This is a genomic window from Lichenihabitans sp. PAMC28606, assembly GCF_020616535.1.
GTDB classification, from domain to species: Bacteria; Pseudomonadota; Alphaproteobacteria; order Rhizobiales; family Beijerinckiaceae; genus Lichenihabitans; species Lichenihabitans psoromatis.
Genome location: NZ_CP085136.1, coordinates 3,261,109 through 3,277,066, shown reverse-complemented (window position 1 = coordinate 3,277,066; position 15,958 = coordinate 3,261,109). Strand labels below are relative to the sequence as shown.

Annotated in this window: 11 protein-coding genes; 6 read left to right on the top strand and 5 right to left on the bottom strand. The window is 64.2% G+C overall.

Annotated elements, in window-relative coordinates:
- Window positions 1–114: 114 nt before the first annotated feature.
- Window positions 115–2,202: a hydantoinase/oxoprolinase family protein gene (locus tag LGH83_RS15440; RefSeq protein WP_227399422.1), complete on the top strand. Its 2,088-nt coding sequence runs from the start codon at window positions 115–117 to the stop codon at window positions 2,200–2,202.
- A gap of 9 nt (window positions 2,203–2,211) precedes the next feature.
- A complete protein-coding gene (locus LGH83_RS15435; RefSeq protein ID WP_227399421.1) occupies window positions 2,212–3,999 on the top strand; it encodes a hydantoinase B/oxoprolinase family protein in 1,788 nt (595 codons plus the stop codon).
- Here LGH83_RS15435 and LGH83_RS15430 read toward each other — a convergent pair.
- Window positions 3,996–5,087 (bottom strand): phosphotransferase, encoded by a 1,092-nt coding sequence (locus LGH83_RS15430; RefSeq protein WP_227399420.1) that lies wholly within the window; start codon window positions 5,085–5,087, stop codon window positions 3,996–3,998. The two genes, LGH83_RS15435 and LGH83_RS15430, sit on opposite strands and share 4 nt — an antisense overlap.
- Window positions 5,088–5,248: 161 nt before the next feature.
- Here LGH83_RS15430 and LGH83_RS15425 point away from each other — a divergent pair, with 161 nt between their 5' ends.
- The 4 genes from LGH83_RS15425 to blaOXA all read left to right on the top strand — a co-directional run bounded on the left by LGH83_RS15425 (window position 5,249) and on the right by blaOXA (window position 9,744).
- Window positions 5,249–6,094 (top strand): GntR family transcriptional regulator, encoded by an 846-nt coding sequence (locus LGH83_RS15425; protein WP_227399419.1) that lies wholly within the window; start codon window positions 5,249–5,251, stop codon window positions 6,092–6,094.
- Window positions 6,066–7,301: an L-2-hydroxyglutarate oxidase gene (gene lhgO, locus LGH83_RS15420; RefSeq protein ID WP_227399418.1), complete on the top strand. Its 1,236-nt coding sequence runs from the start codon at window positions 6,066–6,068 to the stop codon at window positions 7,299–7,301. The genes LGH83_RS15425 and lhgO overlap by 29 nt, the downstream gene beginning before the upstream one ends.
- A 60-nt stretch (window positions 7,302–7,361) precedes the next feature.
- Window positions 7,362–8,849 carry an NAD-dependent succinate-semialdehyde dehydrogenase gene (locus LGH83_RS15415; RefSeq protein ID WP_227399417.1) on the top strand — a complete coding sequence of 496 codons (1,488 nt, stop codon included), beginning with the start codon at window positions 7,362–7,364 and terminating at the stop codon, window positions 8,847–8,849.
- 91 nt (window positions 8,850–8,940) lie between these two features.
- Window positions 8,941–9,744 carry a class D beta-lactamase gene (gene blaOXA, locus LGH83_RS15410; protein WP_413771158.1) on the top strand — a complete coding sequence of 268 codons (804 nt, stop codon included), beginning with the start codon at window positions 8,941–8,943 and terminating at the stop codon, window positions 9,742–9,744.
- 12 nt (window positions 9,745–9,756) lie between these two features.
- On the opposite strand, the gene LGH83_RS15405 is transcribed toward blaOXA, so the two are convergent.
- Genes LGH83_RS15405 through LGH83_RS15390 form a run of 4 tightly spaced genes read right to left on the bottom strand, consistent with a single transcriptional unit; the run spans window position 9,757 to window position 15,958 of the window.
- Window positions 9,757–10,725 (bottom strand): cyclase family protein, encoded by a 969-nt coding sequence (locus tag LGH83_RS15405; RefSeq protein ID WP_227399415.1) that lies wholly within the window; start codon window positions 10,723–10,725, stop codon window positions 9,757–9,759.
- A gap of 35 nt (window positions 10,726–10,760) precedes the next feature.
- Window positions 10,761–12,140 carry an aspartate aminotransferase family protein gene (locus LGH83_RS15400; RefSeq protein WP_227399414.1) on the bottom strand — a complete coding sequence of 460 codons (1,380 nt, stop codon included), beginning with the start codon at window positions 12,138–12,140 and terminating at the stop codon, window positions 10,761–10,763.
- A gap of 51 nt (window positions 12,141–12,191) precedes the next feature.
- Entirely contained in the window at window positions 12,192–13,889 is a 1,698-nt protein-coding gene (locus tag LGH83_RS15395) for a hydantoinase B/oxoprolinase family protein (protein ID WP_227399413.1), read from the bottom strand.
- A gap of 29 nt (window positions 13,890–13,918) precedes the next feature.
- Complete coding sequence (locus LGH83_RS15390; protein WP_227399412.1) at window positions 13,919–15,958, bottom strand: hydantoinase/oxoprolinase family protein; 2,040 nt, start codon at window positions 15,956–15,958, stop codon at window positions 13,919–13,921.

The window sequence follows — 15,958 nt, the reverse complement described above, 5'->3', positions numbered from 1 at the left end:
CCAAGCTTTTGTGCACGCATCGGCAAGACCATGTGCCGCATCCCTGACTAGCATGGGGTCGATGACGGTTTTGGCGAGCTCGGTTCGCCATGAGAGTGTCCGAGGTGGGCGACGATGAGCTTCAAGATTTCGGTCGATACCGGCGGCACGTTTACGGATGTCGTGGTCAGCGACCCGAGCGGCGCCTTCACGATCGGCAAGGCGCTGACGACTCCGGACCGCATCTTCGAGGGCATGCGCGGCGCCATCACGGCCGCGGCCGAGCAGATAAACCTCTCCTTCGAGCATCTGCTGGCCGAGGCCGACATCCTGATCTATGGCACGACACGCGCCACCAACGCGATCGTGACCAAGACGGTGGCCAAGACTGCATTCCTCACGACGCGTGGCTTTCCCGATACGTTGGTGCTGAAGGAAGGCGGCAAGTTCCGCCCGCATGATTTCAGCCAGGACTATCCCGAACCCTACATTCCCCGCCGCTACACGTTCGAGATCGACGAGCGCGTCGGCTCCTCCGGCGCCATCCTGACACCGATCGACATCGATCAGGTGCGCGAGACCCTGGACACGCTGAAGAGCCGTGACTTTCAAGCCATTGCGGTGTGTTTTCTCTGGTCGGTGCTCAACCCCGCTCATGAGGAAGCCGTCGGCACCCTGATCGAAGAGAGGCTGCCGGGCGTCCCCTATAGTTTATCGTCGCGTCTGATCCCGATCATGCGCGAATACCGCCGCGCCTCGGCGACCGCGATCGACGCCTCCCTGAAACCGTTGATGCAACGCCACTTGCGCGAGCTCGAATCCGATCTCGGGGCGGCCGGATATCGTGGCAACATCTTCGTCAGCACCGCGGCGGGCGGGTGCAATTCCATCGCGGCTCTCGTCGAGCGCCCGATCTTCACGATCGGATCCGGGCCCGCCATGGCGCCCATCGCCGGCATCACCTATTCGCGCATGGAGGGGTTGGGTGAGGATGTCATCATTTGCGACACGGGCGGCACCACCTTCGATGTCGGCGTCGTCCGCGGCGGCAGTCTGACCTATAACCGCGACACTTGGCTCGGCCCTCGCTACACCGGCGACCTTCTCGGCATCGCGGCGGTCGACATGCGGTCGGTCGGTGCGGGGGGCGGGTCCATCGCCTGGATCGACGACGGCGGCCTGATGCGGGTCGGCCCGCAATCCGCTGGCGCGATACCGGGTCCGGCTTGCTATGGGCGGGGCGGCACGCTGCCGACCGTCTCGGACGCCGCTGCGGTGCTCGGCTATTTCGATCCGGATTATTTCCTCGGCGGCCGCATGACGCTGGATATGGGCGCGGCGCGGCAGGCGATGATCGAGGTGTCCGCGACCCTCAAGCTCACGATCGAGGAGACCGCCTGGCGCATCCTGACGCTGGCCGGCGACCTGATGATGCGGGCGATCGTGGACGTGACCATCAACGAAGGCATCAACCCGCGTGAAAGCAGCATCGTGGCGGGTGGCGGGGCCGCCGGCATGAACATCATGCTGATCGCCAAGGAGCTGGGCTGCGACCATGTGGTGCTGCCGAAGACCGCCTCGGCGCTCTCGGCGGCCGGCATGCAATATGCGGATATCGTGGCGGAAGAGGTCGGCAGCCTCTACAGCCTGTCGAACCGGTTCGACTTCGAGCGCGTCAACGCGCTGCTCGACATGCTCGAGGCCCGCGTTCTCGGCGTCCGCGACAAGCTTCCCGGACAGGTCGGAGAATCCAGCCTCGAATTCTATGGCGAGGCTCGTTACCAGGCACAGGTGTGGGAACTCGATACCCCATTCCCGGACACGCCCCTGCCATCACGGCGGTTTCGGAGCCAGGAGGACCTCACCTCCTACACCGAGAATTTCCACGCCCTGCACGATCGCATCTTCGCGGTGAAGGATCTCGGAAGTGCGGTCGAGACCGTGAGTTGGAAGGTGCGCCTGACCATCAAGCTCGATGCGCCCGCGACGCGGCACGTCAGTGTCGTCGCGAGCGGGACCCCGACCCCATCCGGTCATCGCCGCTGCTTCTTCGGCGAAGCCGAGCCGGTCGATACCCCGATCTACAAAGCATCGAACATTCATCCCGGCCACACGATTGCGGGACCCGCCATCATCGAAGAGCCGACCACGACGCTCGTGGTCTATCCGACCATGTCGGTCCACGTCGGCAGCACCGGTCATTACCGGCTCAACATTCACTGAGGCGCGATCATGACAGACACCATCGAGGGCTTCGATCCCTACATGACCGCCATCCTCGCGAACCGGGTTGATGGCATCATCCGCGAGATGACCAACACGCTGCTGCGCGCCGCCCGATCCGGCGTCATCAACAGCGCACGCGACTTCTCCTGCTCGATCTGTACAGGCGACAACCAACTTCTCGCCTCTGCCGAAGGCCTGCCGATCCATATCTTCGGCAGCCACATGCAGGCCCGCACTATGACCGAGAATGCGGGAGCGACCCTGCGCGAAGGAGATTGCTACCTCCATAACGATCCCTATAGCGGCAACAGCCACGCGGGCGATCACGCCTTTCTGGTCCCGGTCTTCGTCGATGGCGAACACATGTTCACCACGGTCGCCAAGGCGCATCAGGCCGATATCGGCAATTCGTTGCCGACCACCTATATGGCCGGCGCGCGCGACCAGTATGAGGAAGGCGCGCTGATCTTTCCGGCCGTGAAAATCCAGTCGAATTACGAGATGGTCGACGATGTGGTGCGGATGTGCCGCTCGCGCATCCGCGTCCCCGATCAGTGGTACGGGGACTTTCTGGCCGGGATCGGCTCCGCCCGCATCGGCGAGCGCCGTCTGAAGGAGCTCTGTGACAAATACGGCAAGGCCACCATCAAGGCGTTCATCCAGCACTGGATGACTTATGCCGAGCAGCGCATGGTCGCGGCCATCAAGACCCTTCCGGCCGTGAGGCTGCATAATTCCGGCAATCACGACCCGTTCGGCACGCTGCTTCCGGATGGCATCCCGCTTCAGGTGAGCCTCACGATCGATCCGGACACGGGCTATATCGACGTCGATCTGCGCGACAACGGCGATACCGTCGCGTGCGGCTTCAACCAAAGCGAAGCGTGCGCCGGCGCGTCGGTGATGGCCGGCATCTTCAATTCGATCGACGCGGACGTGCCGCGCAATTCAGGGTCGTTCAGCCGCATTCGGTTGCATATCCGCAAGGGCTCGGTCTGCGGCGGCGCGGTCTTCCCGAGCAGTTGCTCGCTCGCCACCACCAACGTCTCGGACCGGATGGTCAACATCGTCCAGGCCGCCTTCGCACAGATCGGCGACGGCTGGGGGCTGGCCGAAGGCGGCGTCGGCATGGGGGCGGGCTGCGCCGTGGTATCGGGGCGCGATCCGCGCCTCGGCGACAGCCCGTTCGTCAATCAGCTCTTCCTCACCAATTCGGGTGGCCCGGCGAGTGCCATGGCCGATGGATGGGTCACCTATGGACTGCCGGTCGCGGCCGGCCTGATGTATCGCGATTCCGTCGAGATCGACGAGTTGAAGCATCCGATGGACGTCCAATATGTCCGTCTGATTCCGGGCACGGGAGGCGCGGGTCGCTTTCGCGGCGCGCCATCGATGGAGACCGGCTACATTTCCCGATGCACCCGCATGGAGGCGATCTGGCCTTGCGACGGCACGCATTTTCCCGCCAAAGGCGCGCGCGGCGGCTTGCCCGGCGCCAGTGCCGAACATCGTCTGGTGCGCCTCGACGGCACCATCGAGCCTCTCCCCAACATCGTGGTGCTCACCCTAAAGGAAGGCGAGATGGTCGAGGGTCGGCATGCGGCGGGCGGTGGCTATGGCCATCCGCACGAGCGCGATCCACGTCGCGTCCTGCATGACGTCCTGGAAGGCTGGGAGACGCTCGAGCGCGCCGGCTCGATCTATGGCGTAAGCCTGAGTGGACGCATCGACGACGATAGTCTGGCGCTCGACGTGGCGGGAACGGCGGAGCGCCGAGGCCGGACGGCGGCCTAGCCGGCAGTTTCAGCCGATCGTCGCCGATCCCATCCCTTGAGGATCGCGTCGCGATCCTTGTGGCTGTCGCGGGCCGCGAAGCCATCCAGCAACCGGCATGCACTCTCGTAGGTCCGCAGGATATAGTGCCGGTTGTCGGGGAAGAGCCGGACCCGCCATTGATTGAGCAGCACGCGCGTCGTCAGCCGCCCGAGGATGAGGTCGTAAAGGAGCGTCACCTCCGCCTCAGTAAAGGGCAGTTGCGCGTCGTATCCTGCAACGATGTCGCCGATCGCTGCGACCGGATCGTGCTCCATCGAAACGAAATAGCTCGACGCGACCGCGATCTCGTTGATGCGCGGCGCATGGACCATGTCGCCGAAATCGATGATGCCGGCCACGACGGACGGCGCGTGTCCCGCCACCATGACGTTACTGCCACTCATGTCGTTGTGGATGATCTGCCAGGGCAGCGCCGCGGCGCGCGGACGGATCTCGTCGACGAACCGAGCCATGAAAGCGACGATCCAGTCCCGCCGCGTCCGATCCTCGACCATCCTGGTGATCGGCAAAAGGCGATCGACCCGCATCAGATCCCACAGCAGAACCCGGCGGCCCTGCGGATGCTCGAAGGTCGCGAGCGCTGCATCGACCAGGGCGGCGGACCGGCCAAGGTCACGCCGTAGCGCGGCGGTCGATCGTTCAGCCTGCACCTGCTCGCCCTCGATCAGCGAAATCAGAATGCCGGTCTGTAAGCACCCCGCGATGCGCGCGGTGCAGTGAACCTCGCCATCCAGGGTGCGAAACAAGCGCGGCACCGGGCAACGCGTCGCGCTCCGCTCGATGTGCAGCAAAGCCCCGTGCTGCATGTCGCGCGTCGCCGCATCATCTGCATCATTGTAGAATTTCAGGATCCGCCGGGCGCCATCCCGCAGTTCGACGAGAAAGTTGCGGTCACGTTCGCCGGACAACAGCGTCACGTTGCCGACGAGGCCATAGTGGTCCCGAAGCGTTGCTTCAGCCGCGCGCGGATCGATCTGGGGAGGCGCGGTCGTCAGCGCGCGAGCGGCGACCTCCAGCGTCGGCCCGAGCGCGTCGAGGCCCGTCATGAATGCTCGCCCGCTCTGTTTCGTGTCTTCCGCATCATCGGTCCAGCTATCGTAATCGGACTTAAGCTGAGATCACAGCAAATAGCGTCTATCAAGAGCAGGACTTGCGGTGCTGACAAAGGGACGGACGCGGGCAAAACTGTCGACGGCGAGGATGATCGATGAGGGCGACGCAGGAGCCGACATTGTCAAGGCTGGCAGCCGCCTGTAGTCTTGTGATCTCAGTCGACAACCCGATTCACAGTAAAGGCGCGATCCTGGCGGTCCTCCGAACGGCCTCTCCGATCGTCGATCCCGACGCGGTCGACCTCGCTCCCTTTCAAAACGACGCGCGAGCGACCGCGAGCGACGACGGCCTGAATCTGCGGGCCTATCGTGTGTTGCGGGAGGCGATCTTGTCCGGTGCTTTCGCGCCCGGGGCGCATCTCAATATTCGCCCTCTCGCGGTTCAGCTGGGCATGAGCCCGATGCCGGTGCGCGAGGCCTTGGCGCGGCTGCGGTCCGATGGGGCACTGGAAACCTTGCCCAACCGCGCTTTCCGCATCCCGGTTCTCGCCGTCGCGACCTTCCGCGATATCCTGTTGACGCGCATCCGTGTCGAGGCGCTCGCGTGCGAGCAAGCCGCGATCCGGGCGTCGGTGCAGGACGTCGGGGCGGTTGCGGCCCTGTTCGACGACCTCACGGCGGCCGAACGTGGCAAGCCCGACCGGTATCTTCGCCTGCATCGCAATTTCCACTTCGCCATTTATGCACTCGCCGGAATGCCGGTGCTGGTGGACATCATCGAGGGGCTTTGGCTTCGCATCGGCCCGCTGATCCTCGCCAGCAGCCGCGAGCGGATGGCGGTCGATCGTAACCATCATGGGGCGATCCTGCGGGCGCTGAGGGCCTCCGACCCGACCGCGATTGCGCTGGCGCTGCGCGACGACATCGCGGACGGGCTCGCTCCCGTCTCCGCCTATCTGGCGGGTCAGGCGTATGCGGGAGCGCTCCGCCATGCGGTTTGACTTCTGCATCATCGGTGGGGGCATCGTGGGTCTCGCGACGGCGCGGGAGCTGCTGCTCCGCCATCCTGGGGCCTCGCTGGTGCTGCTCGAAAAGGAAGCGGGTGTCGCCCGCCACCAGACGGGGCATAACAGCGGCGTCATCCACTCCGGCATCTATTATGCGCCGGGCAGTCTGAAGGCCCGCCTCTGCCGCGAGGGGGCGGACGCGACCCAGCTGTTTTGCCGTGAGAATGGCGTTCCGGTCGAGCCATGCGGCAAGCTCATCGTCGCCACCACGATGCTGGAGCTCGAGAGAATGGAGACGCTCCGGAAGCGCGCGGCCGAGAATGATATCGCGGTGACGCAGCTTTCAGCGACAGGACTACGCGAGACCGAGCCCGCCATCGTCGGTCTCGGTGCGTTGAAGGTCCACGCGACCGGGATCGTCGATTACCGGCTCGTCTGCCGACGCATGGCCGACGAGCTCGTCGCGCGAGGCGCCGACCTCCGCTTCGGCGAACGCGTGACGGGGATCGCCGAAGAGGAGACCGTCGTTCGGATCACGACCGCGAACGACCTGATCGAAGCGGGGCATCTCGTCGTCTGCGCGGGTCTGCAATCCGACCGATTGGCGCGGCTCGCGGGCCTTGACATCGATTTCCAAATCATCCCGTTCCGCGGCGAATATTTCGTGTTGCCACCGGAGAAATCGACCCTTGTGCGGCATCTGATCTATCCCGTGCCGGACCCAACCCTGCCGTTTCTCGGCATCCACCTGACCCGCATGGCCGACGGCACCATCACGGTCGGACCGAACGCGGTGCTTGGCTTCTCGCGTGAGGGCTACGCGCCCCTGTCGGTCGACCTGCGCGATTGTGCAGAGATGTTCGCCTTCCCAGGCTTGTGGCGAACGCTGCGGCAGAACCTGTCGTCCGGCCTCCGTGAATTCCGCAACTCTCTGTGGCGACGAGGTTATCTCGCAGAGTGTCGCAAATATTGCCCCGGTCTGGACATTTCGGATTTGCGACCCTATCCCGCTGGGATACGTGCCCAAGCGGTCAGGCGGAGCGGCGAGCTGATCCACGATTTCCTGTTTCTCCAAAGCGCACGATCACTGCATGTGTGCAACGCTCCGTCGCCGGCCGCGACATCAGCTATCCCGATCGCCCGCATGATCGCGGCTCGTTTGTTCGAAGAGGCTACGCCGGCTCATGCCATCCCGGCTTGAGGCGGGTTCGATGCTAACCGGCGGCGCCATGCGTTCCGCCCTGTCCAGCAAGGTTTCATCATGTCGCTTGCCGTCAAAACACCTTCTGCTTCCGCGCTGTCGCTCAACGACCCCTCGCTGCTGATCGACAAAGCCTATGTGGCGGGCGAGTGGATTTCGGCCGAGCACAAGACCTTCACGGTCACCGATCCGTTCGACGGCGCAGTTCTGGCAACGCTGCCCGATCTCGGTGTGGAGGATACACGCCGCGCGATCGACATGGCCGCCGAGGTTCGAGCCGATTGGGCGAAACGGCCCGCCAAGGAGCGCGCCAATGTGCTGAAGCGCTGGTTCGATCTCGTCATCGCCAATGCGGACGATCTCGCTGCGATTCTGACGGCCGAACAGGGCAAGCCGCTGTCAGAAGCGAAGGGCGAGGTCGTATCGAATGCTGCCTACCTCGAATGGTTCGCCGAGGAAGCCAAGCGCATCGACGGCGAGATCATCCCCGGGCCGAATGCCGGACAGCGCATTCTCGTGCTGAAGCAACCCGTCGGGGTCTGCGCCGCCATTACGCCGTGGAATTTTCCCAACGGCATGATCACCCGCAAGGTCGGGCCGGCGCTCGCGGCAGGGTGCACGATGGTGCTCAAGCCCTCCGAACTGACACCCCTGTCGGCACTGGCGCTGGCGCTTCTGGGCGAGCGGGCCGGCGTTCCGAAGGGCGCTTTCTCGGTTGTGACGACCACCGACGCGGTCGCGTTCGGGACCGAGGTCTGCAAGAACCCGACGGTCGCGAAGATCACCTTCACGGGGTCGACCAATGTCGGCCGCTGGTTGATGCGCGAGGGGGCCGACACGATTAAGCGCCTATCGCTCGAGCTCGGCGGCAATGCGCCCTTCATCGTGTTCGACGATGCCGACCTCGATGCCGCAGCCGATGGCGCGCTTTTGTCGAAGTTCCGCAATGCCGGCCAGACCTGCGTCTGCGCCAACCGCATCTATGTGCAAGAGGGTGTCGTCGAGGCCTTCACGCAGAAACTGCTCGATCGCGTCGCCAAGCTGAAGCTCGGGCGCGGCTCGGAGGCTGGGGTGTCGCTCGGTCCGTTGATCGACGAACGGGCCGTCGTCAAGATGGAACGGCACCTGGCCGATGCGGTCGGCAAAGGCGCTCGCATTCTGTCCGGAGGCAAACGCTCGCCGCTCGCCCCCACCATGTTTGAGCCCACCGTCGTGACGGGCGTCACCCAGGACATGATCGTGACGCGGGAAGAGACCTTCGCGCCGCTCGCACCGATCATCGCGTTCAAGGACGAGGCCGACGTGATCGCCATGGCAAACGCGTCCGAATTCGGCCTCGCGTCGTATTTCTACGCCAAGGATATGGGCCGGATCTTCCGCACGGCCGAGGCGCTCCAGTCCGGCATGGTGGGCGTCAACACGGGTGCGATCGCCAATGAAGTGGCCCCGTTCGGCGGCGTCAAGCAATCGGGCCTGGGCCGCGAGGGGTCTCACCATGGCATCGATGCCTATCTGGAGCTGAAATACGTGGCTCTTGCCGGCCTTTAAAACATGTCGTCTGAGCCAGCCGTGAGCCATAGAGTTTCCGCAGAGTCCTGTCAGACCCCCGGTGGAAACAGGAGCGTTTAGCGTGAAGCGATTGACTCGGCTCAGATTGACTTTCTCGATGGGGGTTGCGTCTAGTCCCGCCTCCGCCACGACGCTTTGCACAGTTGTGGCGGATGCGGCCGACGGGAAGGTTTTGCTCGAACAAGGCGATTGCCGCACGCGCGTCACGCCGGCCTCGACCTTCAAGATCCCCCTCTCGGTTATGGGGTTCGACTCGGGCGTGGTGCAGGACGCGCATGCGCCGGTCTATGCGTTCAAGCAGGGCGATCCGGATTGGGGCGGCGAGGCTTGGAAACAGCCGACCGACCCGACGCGATGGCTGAAATATTCTGTCGTCTGGTACTCGCAGCGAGTGATGCACCAGCTCGGCGCCGCACGGGTGACCGACTATGCCTCCCGCTTCGGTTTCGGCAACGCCGACGTCTCGGGCGATCCCGGTCGAGACAACGGGCTCGATCGGTCCTGGATCATGTCGTCCCTCAAAGTCTCGCCGGTCGAGCAGATCGCCTTCCTGCGACACCTCGTGAACCACGAACTCCCCGTCGCGCCGACCGCGATCGACAAAACCATGCAGATCGTCGAGGCCACGCCCGCTCCTGATGGTTGGACGGCGCACGGCAAGACCGGAGCCGCCTTTCCGCGTAACCCAGACGGCAGCTTCAATGAGGCGCGAGGCTACGGATGGTATGTCGGCTGGATCGAGAAAGCCGGCCGCAAGCTGGTCTTCGCCCGGCTCGATCAGGACGATCAGAAACAGGCATCGACGCCCGGCGTGCGGGCCCGCGATAGTTTTATCGGCGGTTGGCCGGCGCTCGCAACCTCCCTGAAGCTCTGACCGCCAACCCTTTTAGGAGAGCGGCATAGCGACCGGCCGCATCGGTGCGCCGGTCGCGCCGCGCAGCTTGATGCAGGCGCCAAAGAAGGCAAATTCATACAGCTTTGCGGCCGCGAGTTCCTCGAGCCATGCCATTTCGAGGATCGGAATACCGGCTTCGGCCAGCAGATAGGTATGGACCGGGAAGAAGTTGAGCGGATGCGCCGAGGGCGTCTGCTCCAGTGTCAGATTATCGGCCCCGATCATGATGGCGCCGGCCCTCGCGAGATATTCGGCCCCCTCGCGGTTGAGACCGGGCGTAGCGTTGGTGAAAGCCATGTCGGGCCAGAGGTTCATCTGGCCGGTGCGGATCAGCACGACATCGCCCGGCCTCAGTTCGCTACCTTGATGTTTGAGGCATCCTTCGATGTCGGCTTGCCCGACCGCATGGCTCGGCGGCAGCGTTTGGACCCCATGTAGCCCCGCGACATCGAGCAACAGGCCGCGCGCCAGGATCGGCGGATGCTTTTCAGGGCCGCATTTCTGCCAGGCGCGACTGCCGAGATGATCCTTGGCCGTAAAGCCGTTGAAGATCGCGCCGTTGTAGCCGAAGTGATTGAACGTATCGATATGCGTGCCGCAATGCGTGTACATCGAAATGCTATCGCCCGAATAAGCGACGAGTTGGTTCGCAGCGTCGCTGACCCCCATCGTATTGGCGACGATTTCGCCCTGTGGCGTGTGGGTCATCCAGATCTGGTAGGGCTGATCGCCGGCACCGAACCAGCCGGGCATGCCGACGAAGTGATCGACAGAGAGATCGAACATCGTCGAGGCATCCGCCCGGCTCAGGATAGCCGAGCGGGATCGCCCGTCGATCAGGTTCAGCATCCCGATCTGGTCGCCCTTGCCGTAAGGGCTTTGCGTCACCTCGTGAAACTTGGCCCCATAGGCGATGATCTTCGCTTTGGTGGCTTCGTCGATCAGGCAGGCGACGCACATGGCTTGGCTCCCTCAGTAGCGGTTTGCGGTGCGTGTCACGCCGGCATGCCGGCTTCGACCCAAGCCGCGGTCTCGTCGAGGCAGACCGAGAACATCGCGATCATCTCGTCGATTTGCGCTTCGGTGGTGATCAGCGGCGGGCAGAAGCAGATCGTGTCGCCCACGGCCCGGATCACCAGCCCATGCTCGTGGCCGCGACCATACAAATACGGGCCGACGCGGCCGGGCTCGAAACGGGCCTTGGTGGCCTTGTCGGCCACCAGTTCGACACCCGCGATGAGACCGACGCCGCGCACTTCGCCAACCAGCGGGTGAGACGCGAAGGGTCGCAGTTTAGCCTGCATGTAAGCCCCGACCTCCGCCGCATGGGCGACGAGCCCGCGCTCCTCGATGATGTCGAGGTTTTCCATCGCGACGGCGGTCGCGACCGGGTGGCCGCTGGCCGTGAAGCCGTGCCCGAAGGTGCCGAGCTTGTCGGACCCGTCGGCGACGCCCTGGTAGATCGCGTCGCTGAACAACACCGCCGCCAGGGGCAGATAGGATGAGGTGAGTTGCTTGGACAGCACCAGAATGTCGGGCGTGATGCCGTAATGCTCGCAGGCGAACATCGTTCCGAGGCGGCCGAAGCCGTTGATGACCTCGTCGGCGACCACCAGCACGTCATGGCGACGACAGACCGCCTGCACTTTCTCCCAATAGGTCGCGGGCGGAGGCAGCACGCCGCCGGCGCCGATCAGCGGCTCGCCGATGAAGGCCGCGACCGTCTCAGGTCCTTCCTCGATGATTCTGGCTTCGAGTTCGGCCGCCAGCCGGTCCGCGAAGGCTTCCTCGCTCTCACCCGCTTCGGCATACCGATAATGATGCGGACAAGTGACGTGCTTCATCTGCGGTAGCGGCAGGTCGAAGCCGCGATGGTTCGCCGGCAACCCCGTCAGACTGCCGGACGCGATCGTGATGCCGTGATAGCCGCCCTGCCGGGCGATGAACTTCTTCTTCTCCGGCCTGCCGATCGCGTTATTGTAAAACCACACGAGCTTGATGACCGTATCATTGGCCTCCGACCCCGAGTTGGTGAAGAAGACGCGATCGAGCCCCTTGGGCGACATCGTGATCAGCCGCTCGGCAAGATCGATGGTGGGCTCGGAGGATTTGCCCGAAAAGCTGTGATAGTACGGCAACCGGCCGAGTTGCCGGGTGGCGGCCTCGACGAGGCGGGGTTCGCCGAACCCGACAGCGACGCTCCACAAGCCCGCCATCGCCTCGAGATAGCGCTTGCCCGCATCATCGTAGACGTAGATGCCCTCACCCCGCGACATGACGATCGGTCCCGTCTTCTCATGTTTGCGGGCATTGGTGGCGGGATGCAGCAGATAAGCGACGTCGCGGGCCTGGGCGGAATTGGGCAAGAGGGTCATGATCTGTCCGATTGAGAGAAGTGACGCGTCGGCAAGCCGACTCGCGGGGTTTTAGGCTGCTTCTATTCTGCCATAGACCGAGCGGGCTTGCTCCAGCGTGATGAAACCATTGGCAAGATCGCGCTCGACCATGGCCGGATCGCGCTTCTCGGGTAGTCCCCACCCGCCGCCGGCCGGGGACGTGATCTTGATCCGATCGCCAGGCGCGATCGGCACGTTAGCAAATTTGCTGGGCGACACTTTGTTGAACGCCTGCGTGATCGTGAGCCAATCCCGGCTGCCATTCCGCATGATGAACAGCTCCGCACGGCCGCCCTCTTGCCCGCCGTGGATGCCCCAGGGGCTGACCTTCTGGCGATCGCTCATGTAGCTGAAGGTCATCGCCGTGTCGGTGCAGCGGACGGTCTTCGACAGGCCCAATCCGCCGCGAAACTCTCCGGGGCCGCCCGATCCCTCCACCAGCTTGAATTCCTCGACATGCCAGGGAAAGCGATACTCGAACACCTCCACGGGGATGTGCGGGCAATTGCCGTTGATGCCGCCAACGGCGTCATTACCATCGGCGAAGCTGCGACCGCCCCAGCCGACCGGCGTGAGATCGTAGCAGCAGAAAAATTCCCCCGTTTTCCGATCCGTGCCACCGAAGAGGAAGTTGCTATGCGTCGCGCCGTCGGTCGCGGCCGAGCGTTCCTTCAGGCCGGGCGCGAGCGCACCCATGACGACGTTGGCGATGCGGCAATGGGTTTCCGTATTGCCACCGACCGAGGGACCCGGAAAGTTGACGTTGACCATCGAACCGGGGGGCGCGAGCACGCGAATGGGGCGGAAGCAACCGGAATTCTTCGGGATCGTGGAGTCCGTGAGTTGCAGCAGGGCGTTGTAGGCGGCCCCATAAGCCACCCCGAGCGTGGCGTTGATCGGGCCTTTCGCCTGGGGTGAACTGCCGTGATAGTCGACCACGAGGCTGTCGCCATCCACCGTCACCTCAGCTTTGATCGTATAGACTTTATCTTCTATGCCGTCGTCTTCCATCACGTCCTGGAAGCGGTAGCGCCCGTCCGGGATCTTGGCGATCTCGGCCCGCATACGGCGCTCGGAATAATCCATCAAGGCGCCGACATGCTCGGCAAAGGATGCCGCGCCATGTTTGCGGGCGAGGTCGGCCATCCGCCGCTCACCGAGATCGGTCGCAGCGATGAGGGCGCGGAAATCGCCGTAATTATATCGCGGCGTTCTGACGTTCGCGAGCATCAGGCGCCAGATGTCGTCGACGTCCTTGCCGGCGCGTTTGATCTTGATCGGGGGAACGCGAAGCCCCTCGTGAAAGACTTCGGTCGCCTCACCCGCGAAGCCGGCCGGGGCCATGCCGCCGACCTCGCAGACGTGGCCGATCGAGACCGCGAAACCGATCAGGGTCTTGTCGACGAAAACCGGTTTGAAGAACGTGTGCTCCGGCGTGTGCAGCCCGCCCCGATAGGGGTCGTTGTGAACCAGGACGTCGCCGTCCTCGAGCTCGTCGAGCGCGATCTCCTGCACGCAGGATCGCAGCAGCAACGGCATGCCGCCGATCATGGAGGGGCAAAAATCGCCCGTCGCGATCAACTCGCCGGTCGGCAGCGCCAAGCCGCAGGTGAAATCGAGCGACTCGCTGAAGATGGTCGAATAGGAGGTGCGCATGAGCGTTACGCCCATGTCGCGGCAGATCGAGACGAGGATGCCTCCGACGATGTTCAACGACACCATATCCATGGCTATACTCCGGGAACGAGGGTCGTGGCTCACGCCACCGAGGCGGTGTCGTCGACCGCGATCATGAGGTTGCCATAGCGATCGACCGTCAGCGTCTTGCCGCCGTCGAGCACCGTCACAGAGGCGCTTTCCTCGATCACGGCCGGGCCCGCGATCGTATGGCCCGCGCGAAGGTCGTCACGACGATAGACCGCTGTTTCGATCCAGCCTTTGTTGAACCAGACCGGCCGTGTCCCGACCGCCACCGCCGCCCCGTCGTGGTCGGGGAGGATCGGCAGCGACAGGCCGCCGGTCTGAGCAACGCCTGTCACCAGAAAATTGACGATCTCCATATCGTCGTCGAGCCGGAAGCCGAAGCGCGCCTCATGCCCGGCGTGAAACGCCTGCAGCAGGGTCGCCACCTCCTCGCCATCGAAACGATCGGCGTCGACCGGGATCTCGAGTTCGTAATTCTGGCCGAGGTAGCGCATCTCGACCATTCGGGTGATGGTCACGTCTTGATGGCCTTGCGCCGCGAGTTCGGCCCGGCATTCGGCCACCAGGGCCGTCATGGCATTTTCGGCCCGTCTCCGGTCGAAGAAGCGCGAGTTGAGCTGTACGGTTCGGTAGCGATCGACCCGCGCATCCGCCATGGTGAAACCGAAGGCCGAGAATTGACCTGGGAAATTCGGCACGAGGCCGCGCGGGATCGAGGCTTCGGTCATGAGGTCGCTGACGTGGGGCGGCCCGGCGCCGCCGAAAGCCACCAGCACGAAGTCGCGCGGATCGAGACCCTGCTCGGTCAGCACGGTGTGGAGTGCGCCAACCATGTTGTTGTTGGCGATGCGGACGATCGCATGCGCCGTGGCCTCGATCGACATCCCGAGCGGGTCGGCAAGCGCCGCAACGGCACGCCGAGCCGCATCGGAGTCGAGCCCCATCGAGCCGCCGAGGAAATTTGCGGCGCTGATCCGGCCCAGCACCACATTGGCATCCGTCACGGTCGGCTGCGTCCCACCGCGACCGTAACAGGCCGGACCTGGGTTCGCCCCGGCGCTCTCCGGCCCCACCACCAGCATGCCGCCCGTGTCGATGCGGGCGATCGAGCCGCCCCCTGCCCCGATGGTGCGAATGTCGATCATCGGGATCTGGATCGGCCGACCCCATTCGATTTCAAAATCAGTCGTGAACTTTTCCTTCCCATTCACGACCGTCGACACGTCCGTCGAGGTGCCGCCCATGTCGAGCGTCACGAGATTTGGCAGGCCGAGCACCTCGGCGGTGCGCTTCGCCGCGATGACACCGCCGGTCGGTCCGGATACCGCGATCTGGATGGGCGCCGCAACGGCCGCGTCGAGGCTCATTTCCCCGCCGTTCGAGCGCATCACGACCACCTTGGCGGCGACGCCCTGCTGGTCGAGCGCCGCGCGCATGGAGCCGAGCTGACGGCCGACCACGGGCTTGATGAAGGCGTCGCAGATCGTGGTCGACGACCGGAAGTGTTCCTTCCACTTCGGCAGCACCTCGTAGGAAATCGACACTGGAAGGCCGGGTGCACGTTCGGCGAAGATCTGCTTGATGCGAATTTCGTGGTCTGGCGTCAGATAAGAATGCAAAAGGACCACCGCGACCGCTTCGATGACGCCGTCGGCCGCGAGCCTGTCGGCCAGCGCCTCGACCCCGGCCTCATCGAGGCCCGATAGGATGTCGCCGGAAGCGCCGACCCGCTCGTCGATCTCGTAAGCGTCCCGCCGCTGCAGGAATGGCTTCGGTTTGACCCAGGCGAGATCGTAATGATGCATGCGGTTCCCGCGCCCGATGAAGGGAACGTCCCGGAACCCGCGCGTCGTCACATAAGCCACACGGGCGCCCTTGCCTTCGAGCAGCGCGTTGGTCGCGACCGTCGTGCCGAGCCGGATGCCCGAAATGTCGTCGATCTCGCCGAAGCTGCGGAGCCCGGTCATGATCCCCTGGATCGGGTCATGCGGGGTCGACAGGTTCTTCCAGGCCCGCAACGCCTTGCCGGCTTCGTCATAGGCCACGAAGTCGGTGAAGGTCCCCCCGATATCGATTCCCAGGCGGTATCGCAT

Coding starts and splice junctions, on each gene's coding strand:
- LGH83_RS15400 (WP_227399414.1), bottom strand. CDS start 12,140: ATGACCCTCTTGCCCAATTCCGCCCAGGCCCGCGACGTCGCTTATCTG.
- LGH83_RS15390 (WP_227399412.1), bottom strand. CDS start 15,958: ATGCGATACCGCCTGGGAATCGATATCGGGGGGACCTTCACCGACTTC.
- LGH83_RS15425 (WP_227399419.1), top strand. CDS start 5,249: ATGAGGGCGACGCAGGAGCCGACATTGTCAAGGCTGGCAGCCGCCTGT.
- LGH83_RS15395 (WP_227399413.1), bottom strand. CDS start 13,889: ATGGATATGGTGTCGTTGAACATCGTCGGAGGCATCCTCGTCTCGATC.
- LGH83_RS15435 (WP_227399421.1), top strand. CDS start 2,212: ATGACAGACACCATCGAGGGCTTCGATCCCTACATGACCGCCATCCTC.
- lhgO (WP_227399418.1), top strand. CDS start 6,066: ATGCGGGAGCGCTCCGCCATGCGGTTTGACTTCTGCATCATCGGTGGG.
- LGH83_RS15415 (WP_227399417.1), top strand. CDS start 7,362: ATGTCGCTTGCCGTCAAAACACCTTCTGCTTCCGCGCTGTCGCTCAAC.
- LGH83_RS15440 (WP_227399422.1), top strand. CDS start 115: ATGAGCTTCAAGATTTCGGTCGATACCGGCGGCACGTTTACGGATGTC.
- LGH83_RS15405 (WP_227399415.1), bottom strand. CDS start 10,725: ATGTGCGTCGCCTGCCTGATCGACGAAGCCACCAAAGCGAAGATCATC.
- LGH83_RS15430 (WP_227399420.1), bottom strand. CDS start 5,087: ATGACGGGCCTCGACGCGCTCGGGCCGACGCTGGAGGTCGCCGCTCGC.